At 65.7% G+C, this 15,550-nt stretch carries 24 protein-coding genes; 17 read left to right on the top strand and 7 right to left on the bottom strand.

From position 1 onward, the window contains the following. Position 1 precedes the first annotated feature (1 nt). Both FVE25_RS42895 and FVE25_RS42890 read left to right on the top strand, forming a co-directional pair. Positions 2–1,192: a tyrosine-type recombinase/integrase gene (locus tag FVE25_RS42895; RefSeq protein ID WP_157253262.1), complete on the top strand. Its 1,191-nt coding sequence runs from the start codon at positions 2–4 to the stop codon at positions 1,190–1,192. A gap of 380 nt (positions 1,193–1,572) precedes the next feature. After that, a complete protein-coding gene (locus FVE25_RS42890; RefSeq protein WP_157253261.1) occupies positions 1,573–1,827 on the top strand; it encodes a hypothetical protein in 255 nt (84 codons plus the stop codon). Here FVE25_RS42890 and FVE25_RS42885 read toward each other — a convergent pair. The 3 genes from FVE25_RS42885 to FVE25_RS42875 form a co-directional block, all read right to left on the bottom strand. After that, positions 1,805–2,065, bottom strand: a complete 261-nt coding sequence (locus tag FVE25_RS42885; RefSeq protein ID WP_157253260.1) for a winged helix-turn-helix domain-containing protein — start codon at positions 2,063–2,065, stop codon at positions 1,805–1,807. The two genes, FVE25_RS42890 and FVE25_RS42885, sit on opposite strands and share 23 nt — an antisense overlap. A 276-nt stretch (positions 2,066–2,341) precedes the next feature. Further along, positions 2,342–3,103, bottom strand: a complete 762-nt coding sequence (locus FVE25_RS42880) for a GntR family transcriptional regulator (RefSeq protein ID WP_181019892.1) — start codon at positions 3,101–3,103, stop codon at positions 2,342–2,344. Positions 3,104–3,123: 20 nt separating this feature from the next. Next, on the bottom strand, positions 3,124–3,537 hold the full coding sequence (locus FVE25_RS42875) for a TIGR03668 family PPOX class F420-dependent oxidoreductase (protein ID WP_157253258.1): 414 nt from the start codon (positions 3,535–3,537) through the stop codon (positions 3,124–3,126). A gap of 161 nt (positions 3,538–3,698) precedes the next feature. On the opposite strand from FVE25_RS42875, the gene FVE25_RS42870 reads away from it, so the two are divergent. Next, positions 3,699–4,028 carry a hypothetical protein gene (locus FVE25_RS42870; protein ID WP_157253257.1) on the top strand — a complete coding sequence of 110 codons (330 nt, stop codon included), beginning with the start codon at positions 3,699–3,701 and terminating at the stop codon, positions 4,026–4,028. 234 nt (positions 4,029–4,262) lie between these two features. After that, positions 4,263–4,466, top strand: coding sequence for a hypothetical protein (locus FVE25_RS42865; RefSeq protein WP_157253256.1), 204 nt, complete (start codon positions 4,263–4,265; stop codon positions 4,464–4,466). A gap of 233 nt (positions 4,467–4,699) precedes the next feature. Here FVE25_RS42865 and FVE25_RS42860 read toward each other — a convergent pair whose 3' ends face one another. The 4 genes from FVE25_RS42860 to FVE25_RS42845 form a co-directional block, all read right to left on the bottom strand. After that, on the bottom strand, positions 4,700–5,272 hold the full coding sequence (locus FVE25_RS42860) for a UTRA domain-containing protein (protein WP_157253255.1): 573 nt from the start codon (positions 5,270–5,272) through the stop codon (positions 4,700–4,702). Between the two features lie 27 nt (positions 5,273–5,299). Then, on the bottom strand, positions 5,300–5,719 hold the full coding sequence (locus FVE25_RS42855; RefSeq protein WP_157253254.1) for an NUDIX domain-containing protein: 420 nt from the start codon (positions 5,717–5,719) through the stop codon (positions 5,300–5,302). Between the two features lie 352 nt (positions 5,720–6,071). Then, positions 6,072–6,233: a hypothetical protein gene (locus FVE25_RS42850; RefSeq protein WP_157253253.1), complete on the bottom strand. Its 162-nt coding sequence runs from the start codon at positions 6,231–6,233 to the stop codon at positions 6,072–6,074. A 66-nt stretch (positions 6,234–6,299) separates the two neighbouring features. After that, on the bottom strand, positions 6,300–7,049 hold the full coding sequence (locus tag FVE25_RS42845) for a GntR family transcriptional regulator (RefSeq protein WP_157253252.1): 750 nt from the start codon (positions 7,047–7,049) through the stop codon (positions 6,300–6,302). Positions 7,050–7,294: 245 nt separating this feature from the next. On the opposite strand from FVE25_RS42845, the gene FVE25_RS42840 reads away from it, so the two are divergent. The 13 genes from FVE25_RS42840 (at position 7,295) to FVE25_RS42785 (ending at position 15,549) form a co-directional block, all read left to right on the top strand. Continuing rightward, positions 7,295–7,459, top strand: coding sequence for a helix-turn-helix domain-containing protein (locus tag FVE25_RS42840; RefSeq protein WP_157253251.1), 165 nt, complete (start codon positions 7,295–7,297; stop codon positions 7,457–7,459). Beyond that, positions 7,456–8,298: a DNA replication protein DnaD gene (locus FVE25_RS42835; protein ID WP_157253250.1), complete on the top strand. Its 843-nt coding sequence runs from the start codon at positions 7,456–7,458 to the stop codon at positions 8,296–8,298. The genes FVE25_RS42840 and FVE25_RS42835 overlap by 4 nt, the downstream gene beginning before the upstream one ends. 95 nt (positions 8,299–8,393) lie before the next feature. Continuing rightward, positions 8,394–8,591, top strand: coding sequence for a hypothetical protein (locus FVE25_RS42830; RefSeq protein WP_157253249.1), 198 nt, complete (start codon positions 8,394–8,396; stop codon positions 8,589–8,591). After that, positions 8,588–9,943: a hypothetical protein gene (locus tag FVE25_RS42825; protein WP_157253248.1), complete on the top strand. Its 1,356-nt coding sequence runs from the start codon at positions 8,588–8,590 to the stop codon at positions 9,941–9,943. The genes FVE25_RS42830 and FVE25_RS42825 overlap by 4 nt, the downstream gene beginning before the upstream one ends. Beyond that, positions 9,940–10,269 carry a hypothetical protein gene (locus tag FVE25_RS42820; protein ID WP_157253247.1) on the top strand — a complete coding sequence of 110 codons (330 nt, stop codon included), beginning with the start codon at positions 9,940–9,942 and terminating at the stop codon, positions 10,267–10,269. Before FVE25_RS42825 ends, FVE25_RS42820 begins: the two co-directional genes overlap by 4 nt. Next, complete coding sequence (locus FVE25_RS42815) at positions 10,266–12,401, top strand: FtsK/SpoIIIE domain-containing protein (RefSeq protein ID WP_219825906.1); 2,136 nt, start codon at positions 10,266–10,268, stop codon at positions 12,399–12,401. Before FVE25_RS42820 ends, FVE25_RS42815 begins: the two co-directional genes overlap by 4 nt. A gap of 283 nt (positions 12,402–12,684) precedes the next feature. Further along, positions 12,685–12,852: a hypothetical protein gene (locus FVE25_RS42810; RefSeq protein WP_157253245.1), complete on the top strand. Its 168-nt coding sequence runs from the start codon at positions 12,685–12,687 to the stop codon at positions 12,850–12,852. Positions 12,853–12,855: 3 nt separating this feature from the next. Continuing rightward, positions 12,856–12,978 carry a hypothetical protein gene (locus FVE25_RS56580; RefSeq protein WP_281367966.1) on the top strand — a complete coding sequence of 41 codons (123 nt, stop codon included), beginning with the start codon at positions 12,856–12,858 and terminating at the stop codon, positions 12,976–12,978. A gap of 219 nt (positions 12,979–13,197) precedes the next feature. After that, positions 13,198–13,362 (top strand): hypothetical protein, encoded by a 165-nt coding sequence (locus FVE25_RS42805; RefSeq protein WP_157253244.1) that lies wholly within the window; start codon positions 13,198–13,200, stop codon positions 13,360–13,362. Between the two features lie 92 nt (positions 13,363–13,454). Further along, on the top strand, positions 13,455–13,628 hold the full coding sequence (locus FVE25_RS42800) for a hypothetical protein (RefSeq protein ID WP_157253243.1): 174 nt from the start codon (positions 13,455–13,457) through the stop codon (positions 13,626–13,628). An 85-nt stretch (positions 13,629–13,713) separates the two neighbouring features. Continuing rightward, positions 13,714–13,902, top strand: a complete 189-nt coding sequence (locus FVE25_RS42795) for a hypothetical protein (RefSeq protein WP_157253242.1) — start codon at positions 13,714–13,716, stop codon at positions 13,900–13,902. Positions 13,903–14,165: 263 nt separating this feature from the next. Then, a complete protein-coding gene (locus tag FVE25_RS42790; protein WP_157253241.1) occupies positions 14,166–14,324 on the top strand; it encodes a hypothetical protein in 159 nt (52 codons plus the stop codon). Between the two features lie 466 nt (positions 14,325–14,790). Beyond that, the gene (locus FVE25_RS42785; protein ID WP_157253240.1) at positions 14,791–15,549 is read left to right on the top strand and encodes a hypothetical protein; all 759 of its coding nucleotides are present in this window, start codon (positions 14,791–14,793) and stop codon (positions 15,547–15,549) included. Position 15,550: the final 1 nt, after the last annotated feature.

Genomic DNA, 15,550 nt, shown 5'->3' with positions numbered 1-15,550 from the left:
CTTGGCCAAAATCCTGATCGGCAAGTACGAAGCGACCATCTACCCCGAGGGAGGGGGCTACACCGGAGCCATCTCCCTCGGGTTCCTCCCCAACGGGAAGCGCCACCGCATCAAGCGCAAAGGCAAGACCAAGACGGCAGTCAAGGACAAGCTGATCAAGGTCGTTGACGATCTTGAGGCGGGCATCACAGCATCGGAAAACTACCTCGTGCGCGATGCCGTCAAGGACTGGCTTGCCAAGGGCCTCAAGGGACGATCCGATGGGACCATCGACAAGCTCACCGGACTCGCCGAAACACACGTGATACCGAAGCTGGGGGCCGGCAAGCTTCAGGGCCTAACCGCCGACGACGTGGACGAGTGGCTTGACGGACTCGCTACCAAGCTCGCCACCACGACGCTACGCGAGGTTCACAGCATCCTGAAACGATCTATCCGGCAAGCCCAAGCCCGCAACAAGGTCCTCAGGAACGTTGCCGAACTGGCCGCCACACCAGTAGGTCTGGACGGCCGGCCCAGCAAGGCCCTCACGTACGAGCAAGCCAATGCGCTGCTCAAGGCCGCAGCCTCGTCAGCCCTGAATGCGTATGTCGTACTCAGCCTCACCACGGGCGTGCGCACCGAGGAAGCCCGCGCACTGTGCTGGGATCACGTCGTCGCCTGGGTACCCAAGATCAAGTCTTGGCGACCGGTGACCGAAGTCGGCTTCAAACACAAGAAGTTCGCCATCTACGTATGGCGCACCGTCCGACAAGGGGGTGACACCAAGACCCGCAAGTCGCGGCGCACGCTGGAACTGCCCAAGCTAGCCGCGAAGGCACTCAAACTACACCACACACGCCAGGCCGCTCAGAAGCTGAAGGTCGGCGAAGCGTGGCAGGCTCACAACCTGGTGTTCTGCACGAGCGTAGGCAGCCAACTGGACGCTGCGAACGTCCGGCGCTCTTTCCGCAGAGTCACCAAGGCGGCAGGGCTCGGGACCGGTTGGTCCCCCCGCGAACTGCGTCACTCGTTCGTCTCCATCATGAGCGATCAAGGCGTACCCATCGAGACGATCGCCGATCTCGTCGGGCACGCGGGCACCAGCGTCACGGAAGCTGTGTACCGCCACCAGCTCAGGCCCGTGATCACCAAGGGTGCCGACGCAATGAACACCATCTTCGGCGACAGCCGAAGGGTAGAGTCCGGGTGAGATGGCTCCCCGATTGGCTCCCCTCGACTTCTCAGACACGCAAAAGGGGCTCCGGATCTACTCCGAAACCCCTCTTGACCTGGTGGGCGATACTGGGATCGAACCAGTGACCTCTTCGGTGTGAACAGGGCTTTCCGTCATGGCCCACCCCTGCTCAGCACGCTCCGCCGCAGGTCAGAGGCGATATCGGGTGCGACGGGGTACCACGAGACACCACCGGAAACGACGGTGAGCGACGCCGTCTGCTCCCACTCTGCTCCCACTTGATCATGGCGATGGCGCAGCGAGCGGTAAGACGAGACTTACCGAAGCGCCACATAGGCTGCCTCGAACGTGCGTACTAGAGTTGCAAGTTCGCACCTCGAGCCTCAGGAGCTACGTTGATCAGTCCTGACCCGGCAGCCGCTCAACTCGCCCACCGCCAGCTCGCCGCCCTCCGCCAGACATTCCCCTCCTGGCGCATCGGGTGCAGCCGGGCCGGCATGTGGTACGCGATCAGGTCCACCTCGCCCGAGGCGCCGGCCATGGCCGGCCTCCACCGCTACATCGTCCAGCCCAGCGCCGAGGCTCTCGCCGCGATCCTGACCCAGCAGCTCAGCCTCATCCAGAGAGTCAGGTTTCGTCCTGGCTCGTAGGCCACTCCTCGCGAGGGCGCACGTAGGTGCCGATCTTCGGCTTGATGACCAGCCACCCCTCCTCGACGAGCGACCTGATCGCATGGAGGGCGGTGTTTCGCCCGACCCCGTACTCGTCCTGGATCTGGTGGATGGCCGGCATGCGGCCCTGCGGGCGGTAGGTGCCGTCCTTCACGCGGTCGCGGAGCGCATCGGCAACCCGCTGCCACTCATACTGCGGCTCCCACCTTCTGATCATGGACCGAACGTAGTGAGCCCATCACTCCCCCAGTTCACCAGGCACGTCCCAGGTGGTACTAGGTAGACCCAGGTAGTCCTGTGTGTGAGCGCTGCTCGCATCGGGTAGGGGAGGTCGGGAAGCGGCGGCGCGGAATCACCTCCCTAGCCGGGGGTGTCGGGCCGCGTCGCCGCGCCAGCAGAGACCGAGCCATGCCTTGCGTCCTGCACAAGACAGTAGGCGCAAGGACCAAGACCGCCTACTAGCCCTCAGGTCACGAGATCGGGCGCCGCACCTTCAGGCTGTGGCCGGCGGAACGTCGATCTCGTATTCGTACAGATGCCGTTCGCCGATGGCCACCGTGTCCAACACCTCGACGGGAGTTCCGGACTCGTCCAAGGCGACACGCAACGTGCGAGCCACCGGGACGCCCGGATCGATCCGGAGGTCGACGCACTCATCGGGGCGAGGAAGCCTGGCGGCGATCCGATCGATGAAGCGGGCGATGCGGCGGCCCATCACATCCTCCACGTAGGCCAGCGCCCCGCCCGCGATGCGCTCGTTGCGTGCGATCGCCGTGTCGGCGAACTGGGCGGCGGGATAGTAGCCGTCGCTTCGCTGCACCGGCTCGCCGTCGACGAAGAAGAGCAGCCGCCGCATGACGACGTTGGCCCCATCGGGGATCTGGAGCCGCTCGGCGATCTCGGGTACCGCCTCCACGATCTCCACGAAGAGCAGCCGCTGCTCCGCCTTCTGGCCGGACGCCGCCATCTGGGCGTTGAAGTTGGGAGAGCCGCCTTCCCGCCGCAGCCGCCAGACCGCGCCTGTGGACTGCATCAGGGTGGGCGCCTGTCGGCGCACCCGCGACCGAGCACCTTGCGTGCTTTGGATGTGCCCCTCGCGCTTCAGCTCGTTCAGAGCCTTCCGGACGGTCTCGCGAGAGGTCCCGAACCGGGCCACCAGCTCGGACTCCGAAGGGACGAGGTCTCCAGGCGCGAGCGTGCCGTCAGCGATCTGTCTGCGAAGTTCGGCAGCGATGCGCCGGAAGGGTGCGCTCACCGTGCCTCCTGCCGTCGTGGTCATGCGGTGTACGCCCATCCGCTCCAGGCCGAGACGGCGATGAGCACCGCTGGGCCTTGCGGCGGGTTTTCACGGTACTGGTCATAGCGCTCCGACAGTCTGCCGACCGCCCGATCACGCCGCGCCCCGGCCTCGACGATCTCGGCGGTGCCGTCCGCGCGTGCCCACCAGAGGCTGTTCCAGTCGTCGGCGTACTCGTCGACGAGCAAGGAGACGCGCGGGTTGTCCGCGATGTTACGGAGCCGGCGGAGGTTCAGGGTCTTCTTCGGCTTGTGATCGATGACGAAGGCCACCGTGTCGCCGTCCACGTCGAAGGTGACGGGCACGAGGTGTGGCACGCCGTCGCGGTCGGCGGTGGCAAGTCTGGCGACTCTGGCGGACGCGAATCTGCTTCGGGCTTCCACCTGATCCATCTCTGTATTGAACACCGAAGGGAATCCTCTCCAAGTGCTTGCCTAGTCAAGTGTGCTCCATCTACAGTCACTTGCATAGGCAAGACGCGGAAGCCGCATCTGCAGAGCGGAGGAGTCCCGATGGCAGCCACATCACGGCCTTCACTGCCGGCGGTCACATCGTGATCCCGCACGACGACGCCATTGCCGGCCGCCTCATAGACCTCCGCCTGGAATACGACCAGTGGGCCATCACCCACGTTGATCACTTCTGGGCAACCAGGGTGGAGAAGCTCACGCCGCCCGGCTGCCAAAGCATGATCCGTACCGGCGACATCGACGACCTCGCCGACCAACTCTTCGAGCAGGAACGACGACGGGCACGGCTCCAGCAGGAGTCCGCCCAGATCCCGCAGCAGTACCGCAGACCGCCCGGCTCCTGGTCCCTGGTCTCCCTCGCGCTGGGGTGTGCAGATGCGGAGGCCAGACAGGAGCCGGGCTTTCACCCCTGAGCCCGTCTGGCCCGTGTGATCGCCGCAAGCTCGCGGGCCAGGCGGTTCCACCTCCCGGCAACCGCCGAACGCCGGGATCCCAGCGGCCCCGCCCAGTGCGGCCCGGGGGCGGGGCCGCGCAACTCCACAGACGTCCTTGCTGATTCACCTATCGGCAGGGGCACGGGTGGCCCCGCGCCTCGGCCGGAGGGGGCGAGGACGGGGCCACCCGCTTGACCCGGAATGAGGGACCACGTGACCCGCCCGAAGGAGATCGGCACCTGCCGGTACTGCAAGAACACGATCCAGAAACACGGTGAAGGCTGGTACACGGACCTCAACAGCCCGCCGCCCGCCGGCGTCTCGCTACAGATCGAGTGCCCGAAACGCCCTATCGAGGGATCACAGTCCTACGGACGACACGAGCCCAAGAAGCAGCTGCTGCCGAGGGTCTCCTAGAGATCGTGGTCCCGTCCTTCCGGGTGGGCGGGACCACCCATCGTCCGGCGCGGCGTCCACGTCCTTCCCTCGCGCCGTGCCGGACCCCAAGTCCATGAACAACAGAAGACCCCGCCAGCGCTCGCAACGCCGGCGGGGTCCTCCAACAACCGGCACCCCTATCAAGGAGAGGGCCGATCATGCTGAACGTACGTGAACGGCGGGAGCCTGTCCCCCGTTTCCTGCCGCTGTTACTACTCCGCTCCTGGTTCGACGGGGTACTCGTAGACCAGGTCCCACTGGTGGGTGGGAGCGACGTAGATGTTCACCTTCACCGGGCGGTCGTCACCGGTCCAGCCGGTGTGGACGATGTAGTACACGCGCTGATCTTCGGTCATCCGGAGGAAGGCAGCCTCTGCCGGCGTCGGCGGGCGCACTCTGATGCGCTCCGTGATGCGGGCCTGCCCGTGCCCGAGCTCGGCCAGACGAGAGCTGATGCCGCCCACACCGGGATCGACCTCCGCGATCGGCGTCCCTTCGGCGATGCTGAGCGGGATGTAGCTGGTGGCGATCTGGATCGGGACGCCTTCCGCCCGCATGTACCGGGCCCGGACGACGACGCTCTGCTCGTCTGGGTCTACGCCCAGCACAGCTGCTACGTCGGCTGGCGGTTTGCCGGGGGCGACGGTGTTGTCAGATTGCAGCTTGTAGCCCAGTTCGGCCAGCTCCGAGGCGAGTGCGCCGCGGACTCCCCCGCGCTCGCGGTGCTCCTTGCTGTGGCGGATGGCGGCGTTCCGCACCAGGGGCGGCAGCTCATGGACGGACATAGAGGGCTCCTCGAGTTACTCCACGCCTCAGACCTGGTTACCGATCTGCTCCGACAGGTATTCGCGGACAGGCTCAAAGATGCCTGGCAGCAGTTCGTCGACCTCGGACAGACTCACCCACTTGACCTCGGCAAGCTCTTCGGGATCTCCAACGATCACGTCTGTCTTCCCTGTGGGAGAGCACGCCAAGTAGATCATCGTGCGACCAGTCTTCGGGTGGATCCGACGCGCGATCTCCCTCTCGGCCGCCACCACTCGCAGACCCGTTTCTTCCTTGACCTCGCGGACAGCCGCGTCTGCCAGGGATTCGCCGGGCTCGACCTCACCCGCAATGAAGGTCCAAGGCGGCGTCCCGTCGTTGCGCTTGCCCACCAAGACGCCCCGCTCGCAAGTGACGATGGCGGCGACGAGGGGTGGACGTTCTGGCTTGGTGGCTTCATCAGGCACGTGCTCGATCTCCTCTGTGAGGCTGCGTCGCGGATCTCCCGCTCAGGCACCTGCGAGCTAAATCGTCGAACAGGCCGGACACGGCAAGCTGAGCAATACGCGGCGTTCTTCGTTGTAGTGGGTGACCACACGCGCTCCGAGGCAGTAGCGGCAGGTCAGAGTCGTCGTTCCTATGTCGTGCCAGATCTTGTGCTCCCACGCAGGTGGCGGTTCGGCCGGCGGGAGAGGAGGGTTCTCCTCTGGGTCATCAGGCCCCCCTACGGTGCCGCGGCCATGGCAGAAGGCGCACTCGATGCGGAGCGTACCGAGCGCCTCCCAAGTGCGGCCTTCGCACTGGGGGCAGTTGATCGCGTCAGGCATCCTGCCAACCGCTTCCCTTGCAGGCGCGGCATTTCACCCACTGCTTCTTCTTGCCTGGCTGGCCGTTACCCTCGACCCACTCGCCGCCCTCGCCGAGGCAGGCACCGCAGCGGTGTCGCTTTGGCTTCTTCTGCTCGTCGTCATCCTTGGCCATGCTCCGACGGTAACTCGCGGCATGTGGCTCGTCACGCGATTCCGCTGGTACTGGCACAGGGCGATGTCAATCCATCGGGACGTCGTAGGTGAATATGTGCCGGGAGCCGTCAAACAGAAACTTCGTCACCTCGACCGGCCGCTCGTCGGCGTAGATCGTCCGAGTGAGCTCAACAACCGGAGTCCCTGGCGGGAGTGTGAGCGTCTCGGCTTCCGACGGTGTAGGCATGCGGGCGATTAGGTCCTCAACTGCTCTCATCTGGGGGTGTCCGAGGAGTTCGGCCAATTCGCCATGGACCCCGCCGGAGATCTGCTCCAATTGCGCAATTATGGTTCCCGTAACCTGGGATGCCAGAAAATAGCTGTCCGCAATCTGGGCAGGCTCTCCGTTGATCGTCAGCACATGTCGGCGCACGACAAGGGCAGCCCCCTCATCAGCCCCGAGCAGCTCGGCGATTTCTCGTGGGGCAGGAATAGTGGCGACTTCAAGTAGGTGCCGCTCTCGCACCATCCCTTGCGCTTGGGCTTCCGCTTCGAGAGGGGCGGTCCCCTCTGGTCGCCCGGAGCGCAAGTGCCGCTTCGTGCCGTATCGGCGAAGTCGCTGAACACTGCGCACGAAGACCCCCCGCCCGACCTCACTGACGAGCAGACCTTCTGCCCTGAGCTGCGCCAACGCCTTTGCCACGGTTGTTTTGCTGACCTTGTAGCGCGCGATCAGCTCTCGCTCAGACGGCAGCAGCCCGCCAGGCGCAAGACGCCCGGACTGGATTTCATCCCTCAAGTCGTCCGCGATCTCCTGGGCAACAGATCGCGCCATTACAAGCCTCCTGATCAGAGGGGTCGCTCGACCCTCCCGACCAGCCTAGGGGGATCTCCACAGGGAGGCCACATGCAGCCTGTTAACTCTCACTCACCCCTTGACACACCTCCCTGGGGAGGTTCAGTCTAACCATAAGTTCCCTGGGGAGGTCTCCCCGGGGATGAAGTTCCGTGGAGATGTCCGGTTTGGAGGCTCTCGTGGGCGCCGACCCTCGTGATCAGATATCGCGCTCAAGGCGCCTGATGAAGACCCGCGAAGTTGCGGAGCTGTTCGAAGTGGAGCCCGAGACCGTCGTGGAATGGGCGCGCTTGGGCAAGCTCCGGGCAGTTCGGACCCCGGGCGGCCAGCAGTACCGATTCCGCGCCGCTGACATCGCCGCGGTACTTGGCGAAGAGGTGTCGAGATGAACTCGCCCTTCGACTCGATCAAGCGAACAGACGAACTTGGCGAGCACTGGCTTGCCCGCGACCTCATGCCGCTCATGGGCTACATACAGTGGCGACAGTTCAACGATGCCGTAGAGCGGGCGAAGCTGGCTGCCGCCAACGTGGGTGCCGATGTGGAGTCCATTTTTGCGGATGCCCGCAAAAATGCAGGTCAGGTTGGGCGTGCCGCCAAGGACTACCGGTTGACGCGGTACGCCGCCTACCTCGTGGGAATGAACTGCGACCCGCGCAAGCCCGAGGTGGCCGCCGCCCAGACCTACTTCGCGGTCAAGACCCACCAGGCAGAGGCCGGCCACGCAGCCGTCCATCGGGAGCCGTCCCGTAAAGAGCTCGCGTACATGGTCATCGAGGCGGAAGAGCGCGCCGAGTTGGAGGCCGCCCGCGCCGACAAGGCCGAGGAACGCGCCGAAGTCGTAGAGCGGAAATTCGCCGAGTTTGAGGGCGGCCCCGGCATCACCCTGACCAAGTTCCACAAGAAGTACTTCAGCGAAGTCCGCGAACGTGTCTTCTTCGAGCACCTGTACAGCAAGGGCTACCTAATCGACCAGCGCCGCCAAGGCCCGTGGGACCAGAAGCGCCAGTGTTACAAGGACGGGCCTCAGCACTTCGAGCCCAGCTACAAGGGCAAGCCGTTCCTGTACCTGCACGAGGCTGGCATCCACGGCGGGAAGCGGCGCTTCAAGACGCTGGTCCGCCCCGGCGACCCCGAGTTGCTGTTCAAGGCCCAGCTCGTCCGTGAGGGGCTACGTGGCAATCAGCACACCGTCAACCCGCTATTCGCCGTGACGAGAACGTCGTGACGACTCCGGACATGTTGAAGGCGGCCCTCATCCGCCAAGACCCGGGCCGCCCGCATGTCCCACACCATCCAAAACCGGAAGGGACAGCTCTCATCATGACATACCCCACCCCGACGGTCGACGTCTCCCTCGAACTGCTCCAAGCCTTGGCAGACCGCCACATCAGCACAGGCCGCGCCGTCCACGAACTCATCGCCCAAGCCAGACGCACACTCGGAACCGCCGAGAACTCACTCCCCGAGGGCGTCGTCAGCCTCGACGACTACCGGCGCCACCATGGACGGATCGCATGACCCCCACCAATCTGATCGAGCTACCAGGCGTACCCCAGTTCGTTCCCTGGGTCGCCGCAGCGGTGATCGGCCTCGCAGTCCTCGTGGTCACCTGGTGGCAGCTACGCCGTGGCCTCCGTCTTCTGCTGAAGGTCGCCAAGCGCCACAGCGCCGAGGACAACCTGACGATCGTCGCCGCGACCATCGCGACCGGCGTCTCGGCTACCGGCATGTGGCGCTTCTTCGAGAACGTCCTGCACCTGCCGTGGCCACTGCGCATCGTGCTGTTCGCGTTCATCGAGGTCGCGGTCGTCACCTCCGCCGTGCGCGCCAAGCGCTCCATGCGAGAGAACTTCTCCGCCGGCATCGACGGGATCGCCGTCTGGGTCCTGGCCGTCCTGACCGCGTTCTTGTCCGCGATGCACTCCGAGTCCTTCCCCGAGGTGGTCTTCCGGCTTTCCTCTCCCCTGGTCTCTGCCTGGCTGTGGGAGCGCGGGATGCGGCTGGAGCGCCGCCGGCTGCGCGGAACCTCGGGCATCCACTGGCGTCTGACGCCTGAGCGGGTGCTGGTCCGGCTCGGGATCGCGGAGGCGCGCGACCGCAGCGCAGCAGACGTCGACGCCCACCGCCGCCTCACCCGCGTGGCGCTGGCCGCCAAGCGGGCCAAGGCGCTGCGCGAGCGCGGAGCCTCCGAGCGGAAGGTCCGGGCCGCCATGGCAAGACTCGACCGGCGCCTCGACCAGGCCGTCGCCCACACTGGTCTCGCTCAGGACGAGCGCATGCAGTGGGCGCTCCTCGACCAGGTCACCACCCTGTTCGGCGGAGCCAGCCTCACCACCCTCCCGGACACCCCCACGTGGGCGCACCTCGACCACCCGGCCGTCACCGGCGCCGCCAAGCACCGCGAAGCCGCCCAGCTCGCCGAAGCGATGAACGAGTGGACCGCCGCCATCAACACCCAGCGCGACCCCGAAACGTCGGCGGCGATCAAGTCGATGGCCGCCTACATCGCCCGGCTTGAAGGTCGTCCGACACCCCGGTTTGAAACTGCGGATGAAACCGTCCGCTCGGTTGATGTCGAGGTTTCAGAAGCGGAGATCGACGACCTGATCGACCGGCTCCGCGAAGAGCCTCCACCGCCCTCGGATGAAACCGGCGATGAAACCGAGGATGAAACCCGCGCCACCGAGGCGATGTGGGCCTACTGGCAGAAGATCGTCCAGGAAGAGCGGCGTCTTCCCACCGGCACCGAGCTGGCCAACGTCGGCAAGTGCACGCCCCAGTACGGAGCTCGAAAGGCGCGCGAGTGGTCCGAGGCCATGGACGGCCGGACGCGCCGCGCTCTGCGGCCCGGAAAGAAGGCTTCAACATGAATCCCGTCATCGAAATCGCCGTCGCCTTGTTGGTGATCTTCGCTCTCGTGCGGGCGTCGATCATTGAGCCTCCCGCCTCGGCCCGCGACCCACGCCAGTACCGCGCGAGGCTGCGGTCCATGCGGTGGTGGCAGCCGGCGTACTGGATCGCCGCGGTCATGCTCGTGGCGCCGCTGATCACCGCCTGGAACGCGCTGCGTTTCGCCGCCTACCTCGCCGCTTTCCTCACTGCCTGCGCCTCCGTACGGCTCGCCAACGCCACCGCCATGGACGGCCGAGCCATTCGCGTCTACCGGGCCTCTCCATGGAGGGAGTTCGCGCCTTGACCGAGAAAGCCCGCCCCGACCTGCGCCTCGTCCCCCGCAACGCCGACGATGCCCCCGACCTGCCGCTACCTGCCGAGGACACTGGCGCTGAGCTTGACACCGTCGTCTACGACGCCGAGCTGGTGGACGCTGCTGAGCCGCGGGCCAGGCTGCTGCCGGACGTCATCGTCGAGGGCATCACGGTCGTCCGGTCATCGCCCAAGACGGCGAAGGCCGTACGTGTGGTGGCGCTGCACGGTGTGCGGGTGGCGCAGGGCTGGCACTCCTGGTGGGTGCGGGCCGGGGACGGGCTCTCCTACGGCGTGTACCGCCGCCAGATCCGCGCCGCTGAAGTCATCGGCGACCAGGAAGCTCTCGCCGCCTGGGTGGACCGCAAGGAACGGGCTGTGGCCGCGCGCCGCTCCCGGCTCATGGATCTGCCGCTCCTGGCTGTGAACGTGGCCAAGTTCTTGGGGATTTCGCTGCTCGGGGCGCTGATGCTGCTGCTGGCGCTCTCCATCGCGGTGTGGGCCACAGGTGTCGGCAGCTTCAGCACCGTGTGGGAACTGACAGGCGACCTCATCGGATTCATCCTGACCGTGCTCAAGTACATGTGGCCTGCGATTCCGGCTGGCATTGTGGTGGCCGCGTGGCGGGAAGGTCACCGCAAGGGGACGCCCCCCACCTGGCTGGCCAAGGACGGCGACGCCGGCGGCCGTAACAGCACCCCAGTCATGATTACGCCGTCGGTGGTCGTCACCGCGTTGCGAGACATCGGTTACGCCCCGCTGCGCAAGGCCATCAAGGACATGGGCGACGCCGGAGCGGCAATGCTCAGCCCCATCCGTATCGCTGGCTGCGGCGTCGAAGTCGACGTCACCTTGCCGTCAGGGACCTCTACCGACGAGATAGAGAAACGTCGGCGCAAGCTCGCGGAAAACCTCGGCCGGCACCTTCACGAGCTGTTCATCACCATCCCCGAGCAGGCGCGCACCGTCCGCCTGTGGATCGCCGACCCCGGCGCACTCGATGAGCCGATCGGCCCGTCTCCGCTGGTCACGAGCAAGGAGATCGACGCCGACTACGAGAACGGCCAAGCGCCTTGGGGGCAGAACTTGCGCGGCGAGGCTGCGACCATCAGCCTCTACCAGAGGCACCTGCTCATCACCGGCCTGTCGAACCAGGGCAAGACCGCGGCGCTGCGGGCATTGGCGCTGTGGCTGGCGTTCACCAACGTGCGGTTCCGGATCGCCGACCTCAAGGGCATCGGCGACTGGGCCATGTTCAAGGGCATCGCCGAAGTCCTCATCCAAGGCCCCACAGACGAGCACGTCGCCGCAGCCACCGCGATGGTCGAGTGGGGCGTGGACGAGATGGAGCGCCGCCTCCAAGCGCCTCCTGGCACGCGATTCGATCCGGTCGTCCTCATCGTGGACGAGGCGCAGCAGGCGTTCATGTGCCCGGCCAAGGACGAGGACGGCGTCCCCTACGGCGGTACCAAGTCCAACAGCCGGTACTTCATCGCCACCCGGAAGATCCACAACCAGGGGCGGGCTGTGGACGTCCTGCTCTGGCAGGGTACCCAGAACCCCACTGACCAGAACCTTCCCGTCCTGGTCCGCGAAGGTGCCCACATTCGCGCCTCCCTGGTCGTCGGCACCGAGTCCCAGTCCCGCATGGCGCTTGGCGAGAACGCCGTGAACGCGGGCGCTGCCCCTCACCTGCTACGACAGGACCTCGACAGGGGAACGGTCGTCACCAACGGCGGTGGCATGAAGCTCCCTGTCGGACAGACGTCCATCACGATCCGCACGCACTACGTGGCAAAGGAGGAGGCGGCCGAGGTCGCCGACCGCGCTAGGGCGCGCCGCGCTGGGACGGCCACCCTCGACGACATGCCCGTCGAGGACAGACGCGATCCGCTCGCCGACATCGCCGCCGTGCTGCGAAATGAACCCCGGGTGCTGACACAGGAGGTCCTTTACCGGCTCGCCGAGCGTGACCCGGGCCGCTACCGCACGTGGGCCTTCGCCGATCTGACCAGGGTCCTGGAGGACGCCGGCGCGGCCCCCTACAAGTCGGATGGCCGCATGGTCGTCGGCCGTGATCGCGTCATCAGCGCGCTCGCAAACCGGGAGGAATCGGATGCCTAAGACGACGAATGACAGCCGAAGCGATCAGGGAGGAGGGCAGGGAGGCAGGGAGAACTCCCTTTCCGCCTCCCTCCCCGAGAATACGGCCCTGACCTGCGTAACTCCCTGCCGGGGAGGCAGGGAGGCGCCCTTCAGGAGGGGCGCTGAGACCCCCCGAATGTGCTGGTCTCGTCGCCTCGCTCGCCTCCCTCCCTGACGCATTCGGCGCGGTGGTTGCGGATGCTCTCCCGGCCTGCCGGGCGAGGTGTCCGGAGCAACCGCTCCACTCACAAGGGAGAACCGAATGAAGTTCCAGAGCAAGGGCGACACCTACCACGGTGACGGTCCCGTCACCTGCGGCGGCTGCGGCACGGTCAGCACCATCCCGCACGTGACCGCCAACCACTCCTGCCCCGGTTGCGGCCGAGTCCTCAACGGCCACGGCCGCAGCAAAGAGCCGGACCTGAGCTGACCCATGCGCACCAAGAAGCTGATCGCCTACGCCGCCGTAGCGTTCGTGATCTTCTACCTGTTCACCCGTCCCGCCCAGGCCGCCGCTGCGGTGAACGCCGTGTTCGCAACCAACATCGTGAGGTGACCATGGGCCTCAAGCGAGTCGTCACCGACTACATCAAGGGCCAGTCCACCAAAGGCAACTGCGGCGACTGCGGCCACGGTTCTACCGCCGCTCCTGGGTGCGCCTGCACTGCGTCTTGGTGTCCCTGCCACAGAGGCTTCTATGGGCACGGCGCACACGGATGCTCGGGCCGCGACGAAGACCACTAGCCGGCACCCAGACACCACGAGGAGAACCCTGATGAAAAACGAGATCACCTTCACCACGGCAGGTGGCGGCACCGTCGTCTGGAAGTGGCACAACGACGACAGCGGCGGCAGGTGGGTGTGCCAAGCCTGCGGCGACAAGGGCTGGGGTTACGACACCGAAGCCAACAAGCACGCCGGAGGGTGTTGGGCCCGCTGAGAGCGCCGAGGACCCGCCCGACACTTCCCCGGCACGGCGGGCCCTCGGCACCGCTACCGACAATCATCAACTGCGATCAGAAGGAAGCTGCAATGAACCTCAGCGTCAGAGTCACCTTGTTCACCTGCAAGCACTGCAGAAGGCAGCACAACAACCCGCTCACTCACGCTTGCCGTGTCGGCATGGCCGAGCTCGGCGTCCCGGCCTCGATGCGCAAGGCGCAGAAGGCGAAGGAGGCAGCAGCCCGCAAGAAGAACAGCCACTGAGACCGGCGGGGCCCAGGACGCGGCTCAAACCCTGGCAGGCACAGCCGCGCCCGGGCCCCTCAACCCCACAGGAGGGATCGCACCCATGGTGAACGAAAGCAACAGGTCACGGCCACCCAGTGAGACGTGCGAGGCCGTGGTCGCCGACACGGACGGCAAGCAGAGCGACTGCGACCGGGACAACACCGGCCACCGCATCCACCGCAACCCGGAAGAGTTCTGGGTCAAGGCTCCGGGCGGTTTCTTGCGCTGGCCCCGGCGAGAGTCCAAGTAGGGCGTCCCGGGTTGCGGATCTTCTGCCAGCCTTGCGATAGACACTTGAACTATCTAACAGGGTGACCGGAGGTGATCCACATGCCGCCGTCCACGGAGCAGCTACACGGCACGACCACCGGGTAGATCCCCGGCGGCCCCGCCCAGGACGGCTGGGATTCCACACATTCTCAGCCGTTTCTGGAGCGCTCCTCGAATGCTGTAACAGCCCGTCCGCGCTGCCGATCTCCGAGTGACGCGCAGCTCCACGAGAGGACGCAGGCCATGGCAGGGGTTATCGGCATAGCCGTCGTAGGCGTCATCGCGGGCCTCGTAGGGGTCGATTCCTGGCGCAAGCGGCGCTATCTGGTCTCCATCCTGCTGTGGATCTTGATGCTGGGTGCCATGGTCGCCGGCATCGCCCTCTGGATCGAGATCGGCTAACAACCGGCCCCTGCCGTATGGCAGAGTGCCTCGCACTGCCCCGGGTGGGCTTGCGCGATAACCGGGATTATGTCGAGTTGGTGGTCGTGCACGACCCTGTCGGTACAGCGCAGATGGCGATCATGTCCAGATCGGGACACATCGGTCACCTGAATCGTTATCAAGGACAGCGCGCGAGTTCTGACGTACGGTAGCGTCCTCCCTCCCATGCGTGACCAGCAGTCAGGGGAAACAACCGGGAGTGAGGGAGTAATACCTGTTCGGAACCGAGTTTTCTGTCTTAGCCAGAGGTTATGTTGATACCGAAAGACCGATTCGAACGCCTGGTCGGGGGTCTAAGAGGAGGTCGGGATGACAATGGTTCAGCGGAGACCCGAACAACCCGAGAGCGTCGAAGTGATCGAGTTGACAGCGGACGAGTACGAGGCAGCGAAGCAGCACGCCTTGGACGAGCTCGGGGTCACCTATGACGAACTGGCTCGACAAGCTAAGGATCGGCGGTTCACGTCACTCAGGCACCGCAAGCTCTGGCTCCTCATCCGCGAATACTGACGTCGCGAAAATCCTGCAAGAGGCTCGCAAGTTCGGGGAGTACGTCCAGCAGGCCCTCAACAGCACGATCTGCGACTACCTGAAGATCTCGGCGGTCGTCCATCCGAAGCAGCATGGTGTCGTCATCGTGGCGCGCGGCATCAGCAAGGCCAACCTGCTGACCGAAGCCTTCCCACTCCGAACCATGCCCGACAGCCAGACACGCGCCTGGATGGACCTCTCCTTCCGTTTCTGCTTCGACCCCGAAGGCGAGTACTTCACCGTCCTGTCCGCGTTCGTCGCTATCTACGCTGACGCGGAGGGCGTAGATCGCCTCTGCCACTTCGACTACGAGCGCGACAAAGCGGACGGCTACCCAGAGGCTCACATCCAGGTGTACGGCGACTCACCTGTCCTGCGGAAATGGGGCGGCCGGCTGCTTGAGCGGGGACTCGACCGGCTCCACTTCCCGGCCGGTCACCGTCGTTTCCGCTGGTGCCTGGAGGATGTCATCGAGTTCGTCATCGCCGAGAAGATCGTCCATCCGAAACCGGGCTGGCGGGACGTCATCGAGCCGGGCCGGAAGAAGTTCCATCAGCGACAGCTCAGAGCAGCCATCCGGCGGGACATGGAAACGACGATCAGGTACCTGGAGAGCGAGGGGTACACCGTGACACCACCCCCGGCCAAGTAGG

This window comes from Nonomuraea typhae (genome assembly GCF_009760925.1).
GTDB classification, from domain to species: domain Bacteria; phylum Actinomycetota; class Actinomycetes; order Streptosporangiales; family Streptosporangiaceae; genus Nonomuraea; species Nonomuraea typhae.
This window is presented reverse-complemented; position numbering and strand designations above follow the sequence as displayed.